Source organism: Enterococcus sp. FR204, from assembly GCF_031143325.1.
GTDB classification, from domain to species: Bacteria; Bacillota; Bacilli; order Lactobacillales; family Enterococcaceae; genus Enterococcus_B; species Enterococcus_B faecium.
The window spans coordinates 1-16,907 of the sequence record NZ_JAKZIW010000019.1 but is presented as its reverse complement, the minus strand read 5'-3'; the positions used below and the strand labels follow the sequence as shown (position 1 = coordinate 16,907).

At 39.7% G+C, this 16,907-nt stretch carries 11 protein-coding genes and 1 pseudogene; 11 read left to right on the top strand and 1 reads right to left on the bottom strand.

What is annotated here, in order from left to right:
• Nucleotides 1–43: 43 nt before the first annotated feature.
• The 8 genes from RG571_RS06345 (at nucleotide 44) to rbfA (ending at nucleotide 11,449) form a co-directional block, all read left to right on the top strand.
• Nucleotides 44–1,753 (top strand): proline--tRNA ligase, encoded by a 1,710-nt coding sequence (locus RG571_RS06345; protein WP_002314809.1) that lies wholly within the window; start codon nucleotides 44–46, stop codon nucleotides 1,751–1,753.
• Between the two features lie 211 nt (nucleotides 1,754–1,964).
• Entirely contained in the window at nucleotides 1,965–6,317 is a 4,353-nt protein-coding gene (locus tag RG571_RS06340; protein ID WP_002338821.1) for a PolC-type DNA polymerase III, read from the top strand.
• Nucleotides 6,318–6,460: 143 nt separating this feature from the next.
• On the top strand, nucleotides 6,461–6,934 hold the full coding sequence (gene rimP / locus RG571_RS06335; protein WP_002288499.1) for a ribosome maturation factor RimP: 474 nt from the start codon (nucleotides 6,461–6,463) through the stop codon (nucleotides 6,932–6,934).
• Nucleotides 6,935–6,957: 23 nt separating this feature from the next.
• Nucleotides 6,958–8,133: a transcription termination factor NusA gene (gene nusA / locus RG571_RS06330; protein WP_002288500.1), complete on the top strand. Its 1,176-nt coding sequence runs from the start codon at nucleotides 6,958–6,960 to the stop codon at nucleotides 8,131–8,133.
• 21 nt (nucleotides 8,134–8,154) lie between these two features.
• Entirely contained in the window at nucleotides 8,155–8,448 is a 294-nt protein-coding gene (gene rnpM / locus RG571_RS06325; RefSeq protein WP_002288501.1) for an RNase P modulator RnpM, read from the top strand.
• Nucleotides 8,445–8,756, top strand: coding sequence for a YlxQ-related RNA-binding protein (locus tag RG571_RS06320; RefSeq protein WP_002288509.1), 312 nt, complete (start codon nucleotides 8,445–8,447; stop codon nucleotides 8,754–8,756). The genes rnpM and RG571_RS06320 overlap by 4 nt, the downstream gene beginning before the upstream one ends.
• Before the next feature lie 12 nt (nucleotides 8,757–8,768).
• Entirely contained in the window at nucleotides 8,769–11,075 is a 2,307-nt protein-coding gene (infB, locus tag RG571_RS06315; protein ID WP_002338820.1) for a translation initiation factor IF-2, read from the top strand.
• 26 nt (nucleotides 11,076–11,101) lie between these two features.
• Nucleotides 11,102–11,449: a 30S ribosome-binding factor RbfA gene (gene rbfA / locus RG571_RS06310; RefSeq protein WP_002294142.1), complete on the top strand. Its 348-nt coding sequence runs from the start codon at nucleotides 11,102–11,104 to the stop codon at nucleotides 11,447–11,449.
• A 156-nt stretch (nucleotides 11,450–11,605) separates the two neighbouring features.
• Here rbfA and RG571_RS06305 read toward each other — a convergent pair.
• A pseudogene (locus RG571_RS06305) lies at nucleotides 11,606–12,061 on the bottom strand (sugar ABC transporter permease); the annotation flags it as partial.
• 164 nt (nucleotides 12,062–12,225) lie between these two features.
• On the opposite strand from RG571_RS06305, the gene RG571_RS06300 reads away from it, so the two are divergent.
• The 3 genes from RG571_RS06300 (at nucleotide 12,226) to ribF (ending at nucleotide 16,827) form a co-directional block, all read left to right on the top strand.
• Entirely contained in the window at nucleotides 12,226–14,589 is a 2,364-nt protein-coding gene (locus RG571_RS06300; protein WP_002338819.1) for a phosphoketolase, read from the top strand.
• 369 nt (nucleotides 14,590–14,958) lie between these two features.
• On the top strand, nucleotides 14,959–15,882 hold the full coding sequence (gene truB, locus RG571_RS06295; RefSeq protein WP_002338818.1) for a tRNA pseudouridine(55) synthase TruB: 924 nt from the start codon (nucleotides 14,959–14,961) through the stop codon (nucleotides 15,880–15,882).
• A gap of 3 nt (nucleotides 15,883–15,885) precedes the next feature.
• Nucleotides 15,886–16,827 (top strand): riboflavin biosynthesis protein RibF, encoded by a 942-nt coding sequence (ribF, locus tag RG571_RS06290; protein ID WP_002301258.1) that lies wholly within the window; start codon nucleotides 15,886–15,888, stop codon nucleotides 16,825–16,827.
• Nucleotides 16,828–16,907: the final 80 nt, after the last annotated feature.

The window sequence follows — 16,907 nt, the reverse complement described above, 5'->3', positions numbered from 1 at the left end:
TAACAAACGATAACTATTTTGAGGAAATAAAGGAGTATATAGAATGAGACAATCAAAAATGTTGATTCCAACATTACGTGAAGTTCCAAATGATGCAGAAGTATTAAGTCATCAAATCTTGCTAAGAGCTGGATATATCCGTCAAGTATCAGCGGGTATCTATTCTTATCTGCCATTAGCAAATCGTGTGTTAGAAAAGCTGAAACGTATCATGCGGGAAGAATTTGAAAAAATCGGTGCGGTAGAGATGCTGATGCCTGCCATCTTACCAGCAGAACTTTGGGAAGAGTCAGGACGTTATGAAACATATGGCCCAAACTTGTATCGTTTCAAGGACCGTAATGATCGAAAAATGATTCTTGGACCAACTCACGAAGAAACTTTCACTGATTTGATGCGTAATGAAATCAATTCGTATAAGAAATTACCTTTGAATCTTTATCAAATCCAACCTAAGTATCGTGACGAAAAACGTCCTCGCTTTGGTTTGCTTCGCGGACGTGAGTTTATCATGAAAGATGCGTATTCTTTCCATGCAACAGAAGAAAGTTTAGACGAAACATATAAAGATTATGAAAAAGCCTATACCGAAGTCTTCAAGCGTTGCGGTTTGGAATTTCGTTCGATCATCGGAGACGGTGGTGCAATGGGCGGAAAAGACTCAAAGGAATTCATGGCGATCTCAGAGATTGGGGAGGATACGATCTGTTATTCGACTGAAAGTGATTATGCTGCAAACTTGGAGATGGCTACAAGCTACTATGTATCAAAAAAATCGCATGAAACACAGCTTGAATTAGAGAAAGTAGCTACACCTAACGTAAAATCAATTGATGAAGTAGCAGATTTCTTTTCTGTTGAACCTCAAAAAATTATCAAGTCTGTATTGTTCATTGCGGATGAACAACCTGTCCTTGTTTTGGTACGCGGAGACCATGAAGTCAATGACGTAAAACTGAAAAACTATCTATCTGCTGACTTTTTAGAAGAAGCGACGGAAGAAGAAGCACAAAAATATCTAGGTGCTGAGTTTGGTTCTGTCGGACCAATCGGTGTTTCAGATGACGTAAAAGTATATGCAGACCGTTATGTCCAAGATTTAGCGAATGCCATTACTGGAGCGAACGAAACAGGATTCCACTATAAAAATGTGAATCCAGAACGCGATTTCACTGTGCTTTCTTATGAAGATCTTCGTTTTGTACAAGAAGGCGATCCTTCACCAGACAACAACGGTGTTCTTGCCTTTACACGAGGAATCGAAATCGGACATATCTTCAAAATTGGCACTCGTTACAGTGAATCTATGGGAGCAACCGTTCTAGACGAAAACGGACGGGAAAAATTTGTGATTATGGGCTGTTATGGTATCGGTGTGAGCCGTTTATTATCAGCAATCGTAGAACAACATTCAGATGAACAAGGAATCAATTGGCCAAAAGGAATTGCGCCATTTGATCTGCATATCGTCCAAATGAATCTAAAAGACGAATACCAAACAAACTTGACGAATGAACTAGAAGAAGCGATGACAAAAGCTGGCTATGAAGTACTGGTTGATGATAGAAATGAACGCGCAGGAGTGAAATTCGCGGATTCTGATTTGATTGGCTGTCCAATCAGAATTACTGTCGGTAAAAAAGCAGTGGATGGAATCGTAGAAGTGAAAATCAAGAAAACTGGCGAAATGGTTGAAGTACGTAAAGAAGAATTGGCGAATACTTTACCAATCCTCTTGAACCAAGGCGAATAATAAGCGTTAAAACACAGAAAAGTAAAATAGCTGAATCAGCTGTTTTTGACAACCTGATGTTTCGCTTTTAAAATTGGAACTGTGATGTGAATCACAGTTCCAATTTTTTAATGTAAAACTCAGAAAAAACGAGTATACTAAAAGGTACTGAAAAAGAAGAGGATACGATGTAATCAATTGCATAGTTTCTCATCAGAAAGGGCGTATATCTTTGTCAGAAAAACGAGATTTATTTGAAAAACTGTTGGAACAAATCCAACTAGAGGAAGCAGAAAAAAATCATCCACTGCTTACTGCTGGTGAAATGGATAGTGTAGTGGTCCATCGTAAATCGCGTTTATGGGAATTTACGCTGCATTTTTCTAAAATTTTGCCTATTATGCTGTATCGGTCATTGGCTCAGCATCTGACTGTCGCTTTTAAAGAGATTGCACAAGTCAAATTGAACATCTTAGCAGATGACCAGACATTCGATGAACAGCTCTTGCAAGATTACTGGGCCCAAGCTTTGGAAAATCAGCAATGCGATACACCACTAGCACAGCAAGTATTGAAAACGCAAGTACCTGTGATAAAAGATCGTAAAGTCATCTTGCCAATCGACAGTACAGGGGCTATTTCATATTTGAAACAGCAATACTTACCGTTAGTAGAAGAGTTGTTCGTCAGTTACGGATTCCCGAAATTTCGTATCGAACCAGAAGTGGATGAGCAGCAAGCGGAACGTGTATTGAAACTTTTTGAAGAACGTAAACAAGAACAGGCAGAAGCCTTTATGAAGCAAGCAGCTGAAAGTCTAGTTGTTCATGAGCAAAAGAAAAAAGAAAGAAAAGAACAGTCACCAGCTCTTGAAGGACCCATCCAGCTAGGACGAAATATTCCAGCAGATGAGCCCACAACACCAATGATCAATATCGTCGAAGAAGAACGGCGAGTCACTCTTGAAGGGTATGTGTTCGATAAAGAAGTCAGAGAACTACGCTCAAAACGCAAGATCTTGACTTTGAAAATCACAGATTATACTTCATCATTTATCGTCAAAAAATTCTCAAATGGCGAAAAAGATGAACAGATATTTGATGCGATCAGTGTCGGCAGTTGGCTAAAGGTACGTGGAAGTATCCAAGAAGATACGTTTGTCCGTGATTTGGTCATGAATGCGCAAGATATCATAGAAGTCAAACATACACCTCGCAAAGATTATGCTCCTGAAGGGGAAAAACGAGTAGAGCTTCATGTTCATAGCAATATGAGTACGATGGATGCAACAAACAGCATCTCTGATCTTGTGGCACAGGCAGGGAAATGGGGACACCGAGCTATCGCCATTACAGACCATGGTGGTGCGCAAGCCTTTCCAGAAGCTCATAGTGCCGGGAAAAAAGCAGGCGTGAAAATCTTATACGGTGTGGAAGCAAATGTCGTAGATGATGGTGTCCCAATTGCTTATAATGATGCGCATGAAGCATTGAACGAAGCCACATATGTCGTATTTGACGTGGAAACGACAGGATTGTCTGCGGTATACGATACCATCATCGAGCTCGCTGCAGTCAAAATGTACAAAGGAAATGTGATCGAAAGCTTTGATGAATTTATCGATCCAGGACATCCTTTATCCCGAACAACGGTGGATTTGACAGGTATTACGGATGAAATGGTTCGAGGATCGAAGTCAGAAGAAGAAGTCTTGCGGATGTTCCTTGAATTTTCAAAAGGTACAATTCTGGTAGCCCACAACGCGGCTTTTGATATGGGATTCTTGAATACTAGCTACGCAAGATATGGCATTCCTGAAGCAACCAATCCAGTTATTGATACCTTAGAATTAGCCAGATATCTATATCCGCAATTCAAACGTTTCGGATTAGGTGTGTTATCCAAAAAATTTGGTGTCAGCTTGGAACAGCATCACCGAGCAATCTATGATGCTGAAGCAACAGGTCACTTAGCTTGGATCTTTGTGAAAGAGGCAATGGACAGTCATCACATGCTTTATCATGATCAGCTAAATGAGCATATCGGAGAAGGAGATTCTTACAAACGAGCCCGACCTTTCCATGTAACGATTTTAGCAAAGAATCAGGCAGGACTGAAAGATTTGTTCAAACTGATTTCAATGTCGAATGTCGAATACTTCGAACGTGTCCCGCGAATACCACGCTCCCAATTGAAAAAGATGCGGGAAAATCTATTGATCGGCTCAGCTTGTGATAAGGGAGAAATCTTCGAAGCCATGATGCAAAAAGGGGTAGAAGAGGCAAGAAACCGAGCAAAATTCTACGATTATATTGAAGTTATGCCAAAAGCAGTCTATGCACCTTTGATCGAGCAAGAATTGGTAAAAAATGAACATGATTTGGAAGAAATTATCCAAAACTTAGTAGAAATCGGAAAAAGTTTGGATAAAATCGTTGTTGCAACAGGCAACGTTCATTATCTCAACGAAGAAGATGCCATTTACCGAAAAATTTTGATCAATTCTATGGGCGGAGCGAATCCGTTGAATCGTCATAGTTTGCCAGATGTCCATTTCCGAACAACCGATGAGATGCTCACCGCTTTTCACTTTTTGGGGGAAGAAACAGCAAAAGAGATCGTAGTGGATAATACGAATAAAATCGCAGATATCTGCGAAGAAGTGATTCCAGTCAAAGATGAGCTTTATACACCGAAGATTCCAGGTTCAGAAGATGAGATATCAGAATTGAGTTACACAAAAGCAAAACAAATGTACGGAGATCCGTTACCTGAAATTATCCAAAAACGATTAGAAAAAGAGTTGAATTCTATTAATGGTAATGGCTTCTCGGTTATTTATCTGATCGCCCAAAAACTTGTGCATAAAAGTAATGAAGATGGCTATCTAGTAGGTTCACGTGGCTCTGTTGGCTCTAGCTTTGTTGCAACGATGACTGGGATCACTGAAGTGAATCCTTTAGCTCCCCATTATTACTGTCCAGAGTGCCAATATTCCGAGTTCTTTGAAGATGGCACATACGGTTCTGGATTTGATATGCCAGAAAAACAATGTCCAAAATGTGGTGCACGCTTAAATAAAGATGGTCATGATATCCCATTTGAGACATTTTTAGGATTCCATGGAGACAAAGTGCCCGATATTGATTTGAACTTCTCAGGTGATTATCAAGCAGAAGCACATAACTATACGAAAGTATTGTTTGGTGAAGACTATGTTTACCGTGCCGGAACGATTGGTACAGTCGCCGATAAAACAGCATATGGGTATGTAAAAGGTTATGAAAGGGACAATAATCTGCAGTTTCGAAGTGCAGAAGTCGACAGATTGGCAAAGGGTGCAACAGGAGTCAAACGGACAACTGGTCAGCATCCTGGGGGGATCATCGTTATTCCAGATTATATGGATGTCTACGATTTTACGCCGATCCAATATCCAGCAGACGATCAAAATTCGGAATGGAAAACGACCCATTTTGATTTCCACTCAATTCACGATAATGTATTGAAATTGGATATTCTAGGACACGATGACCCAACTGTTATACGGATGCTTCAAGATTTATCAGGGATTGATCCACAAACGATTCCCACAGATGACCCGGAAGTGATGCGGATATTTGCTGGCCCTGAAGTACTAGGGGTAACCCAGGAACAGATTTATTCTAAAACAGGAACATTAGGTATTCCAGAATTCGGCACTCGTTTTGTTCGAGGAATGCTAGAAGAAACACATCCTACAACTTTTGCAGAACTACTTCAAATATCCGGACTATCTCATGGTACAGATGTATGGTTAGGAAATGCCGAAGAATTGATTCGACGTGGGGATGCGACATTGGCGGAAGTAATCGGCTGTCGTGATGATATCATGGTTTATTTGATTCATGCTGGATTGGACAGCGGGATGGCATTTAAGATCATGGAAACTGTTCGTAAAGGACAATGGAACAAGATCCCTGATGAATTGCGAGAAACCTATCTATCGGCGATGAAAGAAAATAATGTGCCCGACTGGTATATCGATTCTTGTTCAAAAATCAAATATATGTTTCCGAAAGCCCATGCTGCAGCTTACGTATTGATGGCTCTTCGTGTCGCTTATTTCAAGGTTTATTTCCCTATTTTGTATTACTGTGCATACTTTTCTGTACGTGCAGACGACTTTGATCTAGTCTCCATGTGCAAAGGAAAAGATGCTGTGAAACAAGCAATGAAAGAAATCACGGACAAAGGATTAGATGCTTCCGTAAAAGAAAAGAATCAACTGACAGTGCTGGAGTTAGCCAATGAAATGCTGGAACGAGGATTCAAATTTGGAATGATTGATTTGTATAAATCGGATGCCGTTAACTTTGTTATTGAAGGTGATACGTTGATCGCACCATTTAGAGCTGTCCCAAGTTTGGGAACCAACGTGGCAAAACAAATCGTTGAAGCAAGAAAAGACGGTCCATTTTTATCCAAAGAAGATCTTGCCACCCGCGGTAAAGTTTCAAAAACATTGATCGAATATATGAACGACAATGGCGTATTGAAAGATCTACCAGATGAAAATCAATTATCGTTATTCGATATGCTATAAGCATCTGTTTTCCTGTCTGCTTGTAATTTTAAGCAGAGTATGGTATAGTTCTTATAGGTAATGATACTAACTCTGAGTGAGCGGATTTTTCGCTCACTCTTTTTAATGGAATTACGCACTTAATTTTTAAGGAGGCGAAACTTTTGAGTAGCGTCGTTGAAACAGTCACAGAAATGGTGACACCGATTTTAGATGAACAAAATTTTGAACTTGTCGAAGTCGAATTTGTAAAAGAAGGAAAAAGCTGGTTCTTACGAGTATTTATTGACAAAGAAGGCGGTATCGATATCGAAGAATGCGCCTTTGTCAGTGAGAAACTGAGTGAAAAACTTGATGCAGCAGATCCAGATCCGATTCCTCAAGCTTATTTCCTGGAGGTATCCTCCCCGGGAGCAGAGCGGCCATTGAAAAAAGAAAGCGACTATGAAAAGGCACTTGGTGATTATGTCCATGTCTCCTTATACCAACCAGTAGATGGCGAAAAACAATATGAAGGATTTCTTCAATCATTTGATGCTGAACAGCTTACATTGAAAATACGCATAAAAACACGAGAAAAAGAATTGACTTTTGACCGAAAAAATATTGCAAAAGCTCGCTTAGCTATCCAATTTTAATCACGGAGAGGAATCAGAAAAAAATGAGTAAAGAAATGTTAAATGCGTTAGACGCTTTAGAAGCTGAAAAAGGGATCTCAAAAGAAATCGTGATCGATGCTTTAGAAGCAGCATTGGTTTCTGCATACAAACGTCACTATGGCCAAGCACAAAACGTCGAAGTGGAATTTGATCAGAAAAAAGGAAAGATCCATGTCTATGCGGTAAAAGAAGTAACGGAAGAAGTGATGGATTCACAGTTGGAAGTCTCATTGAAAGATGCACTTTTAATCAATCCAGCATATGAGATCGGTGATACGATCCGTTTTGAAGTAACACCAAAAGATTTTGGGCGGATCGCTGCGCAAACGGCTAAACAAGTTATTTTACAGCGTGTACGTGAAGCAGAAAGAACGATTATTTATAACGAATTCAGTGCTTATGAAAAAGACATCATGCAAGGAATCGTCGAACGCCAGGATAAACGTTATATTTATGTCAATCTTGGTAAAATTGAGGCAGTTCTTTCTAAACAAGATCAAATGCCAAATGAATTTTATCAACCACATGATCGAATCAAAGTTTATGTTTCCCGAGTAGAAAATACGTCTAAAGGTCCGCAAGTATTTGTTAGCCGCAGCCATCCAGACCTATTGCGTCGCTTATTTGAACAAGAAGTACCAGAAGTCTATGATGGAATCGTTGAAATTGTCAGCATCGCCCGTGAAGCTGGCGATCGTTCAAAAGTGGCAGTTCGCTCAAATGATCCAAATATCGATGCAGTCGGTACATGTGTCGGGCCAAAGGGACAACGAGTTCAAGCAATCGTCAATGAATTAAAAGGCGAAAACATGGATATCGTCGAATGGAATGAAGATCCAGCTGTATTCATTGCAAATGCATTGAATCCTGCACAAGTCATGGATGTGATCTTCGATGAGACAAATCCAAAGGCCTGCACAGTTGTCGTTCCAGACTACCAATTATCGCTAGCAATCGGTAAACGCGGACAAAATGCACGTTTAGCTGCTAAATTGACTAACCATAAAATCGATATCAAATCAGAATCTGACATGACGGAATTTTATGAAAATCAAGAACAACAAAAAGAAACAGAAGAACTGCATGATGAAGCAATCGTTCAGTCAGATTTAACAGACGATGAATATGAAACAATTGCATTCAACAATGAAACGGTCGAAGAAAAACCAGAAGCTTAACTTTAGTAAGGAGGCAAAGAGATGAAACAAAGGAAAATTCCTTTACGCAAATCCGTGGTTTCAGGTGAAATGAAACCTAAAAAAGAGATGGTCCGAATCACCCGTTCAAAAGAAGGGGAAGTATCGATCGATCCAACTGGAAAAATGCCTGGACGAGGAGCGTATGTCTCACTTGAGCCGGAAGAAGTACAACAAGCTTGGGATAAAAAAATTCTCGATCGAGTACTCGAAACAACATTAACAGATGAGTTTTATCAAGAACTTCTTGACTATGTCACTCACCAAAAAGCACGTAAAGAGTTATTTGGAAAATGAATACAGTTAATCGGCAAAAAGCCATGAATCTCATCGGTCTAGCGATGCGCGCGGGAAAACTAATCACGGGTGAAGAACTGACCATTGCTGAAATCCGCAAACAAAAAGCAAAATTGGTGTTTGTGGCAACCGATGCAAGCGAGAATACAAGAAAAAAGATAAAAGATAAGAGTTCATATTATGAAGTTCCTTGCTTTGAGCTATTTTCTGAAGCAGAAATCACGCAGATGATCGGAAAACCTCGCAAGGTATTCGGAATAATGGATGCCGGATTTGCGAAGAAGACCAAGGAGCTAATTGAAGGTTAGGAAGGTGATTGCATGGGCAACAAAAGAATCTATGAATTAGCAAAAGAACTCAAAAAATCTAGTAAAGACGTCGTGGAAAAAGCACAACAACTTGGCATCGATGTGAAAAACCATATGGGTGCGATTACTAGCAGTGATGAGAAGAAATTGCAACAAGCGTTCAAAAACCCAAGCACGAAACAACAAGCTGCACAACAAGCAAGCAGAAAACCAGCCAATCAACAGCCGAACGATCAACGTAAAAAAGAAACAACGAACAATCAACAAAAAAATAAAAATAACCGCAGTTATCAAGATCGCGGTCAAGGGAGCGGTCAAGTGAATCAAGGAAAAAAACCAACAACAAACCAAAATAATACGGGAAATACCAGCAGCCAAAATCGTCAAGGAACGAGCCAAGGCGGCAATCAAAACCGTACTAACAATAACAACAAACCAAACAATAACAATCGCGGCAAATTTAATAATAATAACCGTAATCGTTATAATAAAAAAGGTAAAAAAGGCAAACAGCAACAATCAACTAAACCAGCTGTACCACCACGCAAATTCCGTGAATTGCCAGATGTATTAGAGTATACTGAAGGTATGAACGTAGCAGATATTGCGAAAAAAATTCATCGTGAGCCAGCAGAAATCATTAAAAAATTATTTATGCTTGGTGTCATGGTCAATCAAAACCAAGCACTGGATAAAGATACGATTGAACTGTTAGCGACGGACTATGGCATGGAACCACAAGAAAAAGTCCAAGTTGACATTGCTGATATCGATAAATTCTTCGAGGCAGAAGAAGTCGATCCAGATAAATTAGTCTCACGTCCGCCAGTAGTAACGATTATGGGACACGTAGACCATGGGAAAACAACTTTATTGGATACATTACGCCATTCACGTGTAACAAGCGGAGAAGCAGGCGGAATCACGCAGCATATCGGTGCCTACCAGATCGATATTGATGGTAAACCAATCACTTTCTTGGATACACCAGGACATGCTGCCTTTACAAGTATGCGTGCACGTGGAGCAAGTATCACAGATATCACGATTTTAGTTGTTGCTGCAGATGATGGCGTCATGCCACAAACAGTTGAAGCAATCAACCATGCCAAAGCTGCAGGCGTTCCAATCATCGTCGCTGTAAATAAAATTGATAAACCAGGTGCAAACCCTCAACATGTTATGCAAGAATTAAGTGAGTATGAGTTAATTCCTGAAGCATGGGGTGGAGAAACGATCTTTGTTGAGATCTCAGCGAAATTCGGCCAAAACATTGAAGAATTGCTGGAAATGATCTTGTTAGTCGCAGAAGTAGAAGATTTAAAAGCAGATCCAACACAACGCGCAATCGGAACAGTGATCGAAGCACGTCTTGATAAAGGTAAAGGTCCTGTGTCAACCTTACTTGTCCAAGAAGGAACACTTCATGTTGGTGACCCAATCGTTGTAGGCAATACTTACGGACGTGTCCGTGTAATGACAAACGATCTTGGCCGTCGGGATAAAGAAGCAGGACCTGCAACGCCAGTAGAAATCACTGGCTTGAATGATGTACCTCAAGCAGGTGACCGTTTCGTAGTCTTCGAAGACGAAAAGACAGCACGTGCAGCGGGTGAAGAACGCGCAAAACGTGCATTATTGGAAAACCGTGCTGCAAGCAGCCGTGTAACCTTGGACAACTTGTTTGAAAGCCTGAAAGAAGGCGAATTGAAAGAAGTTAACGTCATTATCAAAGCCGACGTTCAAGGTTCAGCAGAAGCACTGGCTGCATCATTGAAGAAGATTGATGTGGAAGGTGTCCGTGTAAAAATCGTCCATTCAGCTGTCGGAGCAATCAATGAAAGTGATGTAACCTTAGCAGCAGCCAGCAACGCTATTATCATCGGTTTCAACGTTCGTCCTACACCGCAGGCAAAAGTGCAAGCTGATACTGAAGAAGTCGATATTCGTCTTCACCGTATCATCTATAAAGCCATCGAAGAAATCGAAACTGCGATGAAAGGGATGCTAGACCCTGAATTTGAAGAAAAAATCACCGGTCAAATGATCGTTCGTGAAACCTTCAAAGTTTCTAAAGTTGGTACGATTGCAGGTGCCTATGTAACAGAAGGATATATTCGTAGAGATAGCGGTGTCCGTGTAATCCGTGACGGAATCGTAATCTATGAAGGCCAACTTGCAAGTCTGAAACGATTCAAAGATGACGTGAAAGAAGTCAAAATGGGTTATGAATGTGGTGCAATGATTGAAAAATTCAATGACATCAAAGTAGATGACGTAATTGAAGGATTTATCATGGAAGAAGTCAAAAATGACTAAAAACTGATAAAAGGAGGCCAATCATTATGGCTAACTACCGTGACCGCCGAGTCGGTCAAGAAATCTTAAAAGAAGTCAATGATATTTTGCGCAAAAAGGTCCGTGACCCTCGTGTGGAGAACGTAACGATCACAGATGTGAAAGTTACGGGGGACTTACAGCAAGCAACGATCTATTACAGCATTTTATCTGACTTAGCATCAGATAAGAAAAAAGCACAAGATGGATTGAATAAAGCATCAGGATTGATTCGTCGAGAGTTAGGGCACAATCTAAGTATTTATAAGACACCTGAATTGTTCTTTGAACTTGATGAATCAGTTGTCTATGGCAACCATATCGATGAATTGCTTCGCGACTTGAACAAAGACTAATCAAAAAATCCCGCAAATCCTGTGAAATCAGGGGTTGCGGGATTTTTTTGTTTTCATTAAGACGTATTACCTAAGAGTTCCATGACTTTAGTCTGGTAGCGTGTCAGCTAACCAAAAAAGAGAAAAAGAAAAGTAAAAAATTCGACTTTCTTTTTTCTAGTAGTATATAAATTTTTGCATATAGATAAAGATCAAGATACCGATAACGGAAGCTAGATTGTAATCTATTTTAGTGACAGTCAGGTATAGCCAAGTAACTAGAAGATCAGTGGAACCTGCACCATAAAAGTTTGAATTGTCGGTCCGCCGACAGTTAAAAGAAAAACCACGTTGAAGTTATTGATATTTCCGATTACGCCGCTTCGATTTGGTCACGATCCAAATTTTGGATAATCCCTGTAGAAATTAGCATAGTAGCTGGGATACCAATTCACATATTGACAAAGATAACAGAGACTTTTACATAAAACGGATCAATCAGGAAAGGAATTGCTCGATCCAGCCCCAGTTTTCCAGCAATGTGTTAACTGGCCCAGCGTCATTCAGCAAATTACGCATGATGAGGAGCGAAATGAACTGCGGAACAGCCATTGTGATAACGATAAGTTTTTTGGATCAATGTAAAAAACGTCAGCGAAAGGAAAAATTTCGTGGTTTTTTATACCTGTTCATTTGGCTAGATATAAAATCCAAACAAATGAACAGAAGTGCTTATTAGGTTTCAATTAGGAGTATCTGCGCTAGAATAGGAGTAATAATGAAAAGGAGTGTTATGTATGGATTATTCTAGTAAAGAATACTTTGATAAAATGACGGCTTGGTGGCGTGCTGCTAATTATCTTTCTGTTGGGCAACTTTATCTTAAAGATAACCCCTTACTGAGACGTACACTGAAACCAGAAGATGTCAAAAAACATCCAATCGGTCATTGGGGAACGATTCCTGGCCAAAATTTTATTTATGTCCATTTGAACCGAGTCATCAATAAATATGATTTGAACATGTTTTATATTGAAGGGCCAGGACACGGCGGACAAGTCATGGTATCGAATGCTTATTTAGATGGAAGTTACACAGAGATCTATCCAGAAGTAACGGAGGATGAGACAGGAATGCAAAAATTATTCAAACGATTTTCATTTCCTGGAGGCATTGCTTCTCATGCAGCACCAGAAACACCAGGTTCTATCCATGAAGGCGGAGAGCTTGGATACTCTCTTTCACATGCAGTCGGAGCTGTATTAGACAATCCTGAAGTAATCTCTGCTGTCGTGATTGGTGATGGTGAAGCAGAAACCGGTCCTTTAGCTGGAAGCTGGTTCTCAAATGTCTTTATCAATCCAGTGATAGATGGAGCTGTTTTACCGATCCTTCATTTAAATGGTGCAAAAATAGCCAACCCAACGATCTTGGCACGTAAATCAGATGGAGAATTAGCAAATTACTTTAACGGACTTGGCTGGGAACCTTTCTTTATTGAAGGAAATGATCCAGAAAAATTAAATCCTGTTATGGCTGAAAAAATGGATCAAGCAATCGAGAAAATTAAATCCATCCAAAAAGAAGCTCGCCTGAAGACAGCAACAGATGTCGTGATGCCAAAATGGCCAGTATTGATCGTACGCACACCAAAAGGATGGACCGGTCCAAAAGAATGGGACGGGGAACCAATTGAAGGAACCTTCCGAGCACACCAAGTACCGATTCCTGTAGATCAAGAACATATGGATCATGCAGATGCTTTACTCCGTTGGCTGAAATCCTATGAACCAGAAAAATTATTTGATGCACAAGGACGTGTTTTAGAAGAAATCAGAGAAATCGCGCCTATTGGTGACCAAAGAATGGCAAAAAATCCTATCACCAATGGTGGAATCGATCCAAAACCGCTTATTATGCCAGATTGGAAAAAATATACTTTGCAATTTGAAAAACCAGGCTCCATTAAAGCAGAAGATATGACCGAACTTGGTAAATTCGTTCGCGAGATCATTGAGAAAAATCCAGAAAATTTCCGTATATTTGGACCAGATGAAACAAAATCAAACCGATTGAATCAAGTTTTCAAAACGACAAATCGCCAATGGATGGAAAAAATCGAACCAGAAAATGATGAATGGCTTTCGCCATCTGGTCGCGTCATCGACAGTCAATTATCGGAACACCAAGATGAAGGGTTCTTAGAAGGGTACGTTCTGACTGGACGGCATGGTTTTTTTGCAAGTTACGAATCATTCTTGCGAGTGGTTGATTCTATGTTGACTCAGCACTTCAAATGGATGCGGAAATCACATGACCTTTCTTGGCGAAATGATTATCCTTCGCTAAATCTCATTGCAAGCTCAACAGTCTTCCAGCAAGATCACAATGGATATAGTCACCAAGATCCAGGAATATTGACACATTTGGCAGAAAAGAAGGCGGAGTTCATCCGTGAATATCTGCCTGCGGATGCAAATACATTGCTTGCAGTCATGGATAAAGCATTCCTCTCGTCAGAAAAAATCAATTTGATCATCTCTTCCAAACATCCGCGTGCTCAATTTTACTCAGCAGAAGAAGCAGCCGTCTTAGTGAATGAAGGCTTGAAAATCATTGATTGGGCTTCGACAGCAAAAGAGGAGGAACCTGAATTGGTCATTGCTGCTGCAGGAACGGAATCTAACTTAGAAGCATTAGCAGCTGTAACTTTGTTGCTGGAAGAATTCCCAAAACTAAAAATTCGGTTCATCAATGTCGTAGATTTATTGAAATTACGTCATCCAAGTCAAGATCCGCGCGGGTTGAGCGATGAAGAATTTGATCAATATTTTACAAAAGACAAACCGATCTTATTTGCTTTCCACGGTTATGAAACATTGGTCCGCACGATTTTCTTTGATCGTCATAACCATCATTTAATGATTCATGGCTACAAAGAAAATGGAGATATCACGACACCATTTGACATGCGTGTAGTAAATGAACTTGATCGTTATCATTTGGCAAAAGACGCAGCTTTAAAAATCAAAGGAAGTCAAGCAGAAGATTTTGCGAAAAAAATGGATCAGAAATTACAAGAACATCAAAACTATATTCGTGAAAATGGTATTGATCTGCCAGAAGTATTGGATTGGAAATGGAAAAATCTTGACCAATAAAATGATAAAATCGATCCCGCAAAACAGAATTTTTTACATTGATTAAGAAACTGAAAAAATAAAAAAAAAAAAACGGAAAAAAGACTGGAAGAATGGCCAGTCTTTTTTTTCGTTTTTGGGAAGTGAAAACCAATCTATTTACCTGTAAGCCACCCATAAATCCAATCAAATGGTGCAAAGAAAAAATCTTCCATTCTATTCCCACCTTTAAAAAAAGCATAACATGATTTCTATTTACGTGAGCATGAATTTTGTTACGTTTTTATTGCCGAAAAATAAAAACCGTTCATTATGATGTCAAATTCGTCAGTAATTGATGCAATGTGTTATAATAATTCAGTTAAATCAAAAATGAAATGGAGAAAAGACATGGACGGGTTATTACCTTTATGGAAAGAACGCGGAATGACAAGTCATGATTGCGTATTCAAATTAAGAAAAATCTTACATACGAAAAAAATCGGACATGGGGGTACGCTTGACCCAGACGTAGACGGTGTGTTGCCCATTTGTATTGGAAAAGCCACAAAAGTTATCGAATATTTGACAGATTCTGGGAAAATCTATGTAGGCGAGATAACTCTAGGTTTCAGTACAACGACGGAAGATCGATCCGGAGAACGGGTAGAAACAAAACCAGTAGATATGTCTTTATCTGAAAAAAAAATAGATGAAGTGATGGCTTCATTTATTGGTGAGATCACCCAGATACCACCAATGTACTCAGCGGTAAAAGTCAACGGTAAGCGGTTATATGAATATGCCCGCAATAATGAAACAGTGGAGCGGCCTGTTAGAAAGGCTCAGATTTACCGTTTTATCCGGACAAGTGAATTGACAAGAGACGAAGTGACAGGAACCATTTCTTGGCGCTTCGAAGTAGAATGCGGGAAAGGAACCTATGTCCGCACATTAGCTGTAGATACAGGCAAGAAACTTGGTTACCCTGCGCACATGTCTGATCTGACCCGAACAGCAAGTGCCGGTATGTGCCAGAAGGATGCTCTGACATTAGAAGAAGTAGCTCAAGCTGTGAAAAATGGGACAATCGATGATTGTTTGCTGCCAATAGAAAAAGGAGTAGAACGGTTCAAACGAGTAGATATTACTGATGAAGTATGGCAGAAAGTAAAAAACGGTATGAGACTTAATTATACTGTATTTGCGCTCCCAGAAATGCCGTCAGAAGAAATTGCTTTGTTTTATAAAGGAAAAGTTGTCAGTATCTATCAGCCAAACCCGAAAGAAAAAAACAAATTAAAACCTAGTAAAGTATTGAGAAATGAGGAATAACGAATGAATATCATCAAGATCAGACATCCTTACCAATCAGAACAAATTCCAGAAGACGATGTCGTTTTAGTGCTGGGATTTTTCGACGGCGTGCATATCGGACACCAGAAAGTCATAAAGACAGGTATGGAAATTGCACAAAAAGAAGGATTGAAATTAGCATTGATGACTTTCAATCAGCATCCATCGATTGTCTTTAAAAAGATCGATCCTAGCAGCGTGAAATATTTGACTAGCCTTAAGCAAAAAGAAGAAAAAATGGCCGCTTTGGGTATAGATTATTTATATGAAGTTGATTTTACTTCTTCTTTTGCTCATTTAGCACCGCAGGAATTTGTTGATCAATACATCGTAGGGTTACATGCAAAATATGCTGTTTCCGGTTTTGATTATACGTATGGACCAAAAGACATTGCAGATGTCGCTCATTTTCCTGAATATGCCAAAGGAAGATTCAAAATCGTCACAGTTTCTAAAGAAGAAGAACAAGGTGAAAAAATCAGCTCTACCCGTATTCGAGGATTACTAGACAGCGGACAAGTAAAAGAAGCAGCAAAACTATTAGGTTGCACATATGAGGTAGAAGGAGTAGTTGTCCATGGCGATGCACGAGGCAGACTACTAGGATTCCCTACAGCAAATGTCAAAGTAAAGAGCACAGTTCATTTGCCTAAAGAAGGTGTTTATGTATCGGAAATAAAAATTGGGGAAACTTGGTATCCCGCCATGGGTTCAATTGGACATAATGATACATTCGGTGAAGGACGGGAGCTGACTGTAGAGTTGTATATTTTGGACTTTAATCAAGATATCTATGGTGAACATGTCGCAGTACGCTGGAATCAATTTTTAAGAGATCAAGTGAAATTTTCTAGTGTAGAGGAATTGATTGAACAACTCAAAAAGGATGAACAAGCAACAGCTGAATATTTTTCTCAGCAATAAAACATTATGCATAAAATCTCTTGTTTATGTATAACTAGCAATTACAATAAAATGGGTGATAAATAAGCCCAGGAAAGGGG

Excerpts from the sequence above, each read along its gene's own strand:
- RG571_RS06345 (WP_002314809.1), top strand. The coding sequence starts at position 44 with ATGAGACAATCAAAAATGTTGATTCCAACATTACGTGAAGTTCCAAAT.
- nusA (WP_002288500.1), top strand. The coding sequence starts at position 6,958 with ATGAGTAAAGAAATGTTAAATGCGTTAGACGCTTTAGAAGCTGAAAAA.
- rnpM (WP_002288501.1), top strand. The coding sequence starts at position 8,155 with ATGAAACAAAGGAAAATTCCTTTACGCAAATCCGTGGTTTCAGGTGAA.
- RG571_RS06320 (WP_002288509.1), top strand. The coding sequence starts at position 8,445 with ATGAATACAGTTAATCGGCAAAAAGCCATGAATCTCATCGGTCTAGCG.
- infB (WP_002338820.1), top strand. The coding sequence starts at position 8,769 with ATGGGCAACAAAAGAATCTATGAATTAGCAAAAGAACTCAAAAAATCT.
- rbfA (WP_002294142.1), top strand. The coding sequence starts at position 11,102 with ATGGCTAACTACCGTGACCGCCGAGTCGGTCAAGAAATCTTAAAAGAA.
- RG571_RS06300 (WP_002338819.1), top strand. The coding sequence starts at position 12,226 with ATGGATTATTCTAGTAAAGAATACTTTGATAAAATGACGGCTTGGTGG.
- truB (WP_002338818.1), top strand. The coding sequence starts at position 14,959 with ATGGACGGGTTATTACCTTTATGGAAAGAACGCGGAATGACAAGTCAT.
- ribF (WP_002301258.1), top strand. The coding sequence starts at position 15,886 with ATGAATATCATCAAGATCAGACATCCTTACCAATCAGAACAAATTCCA.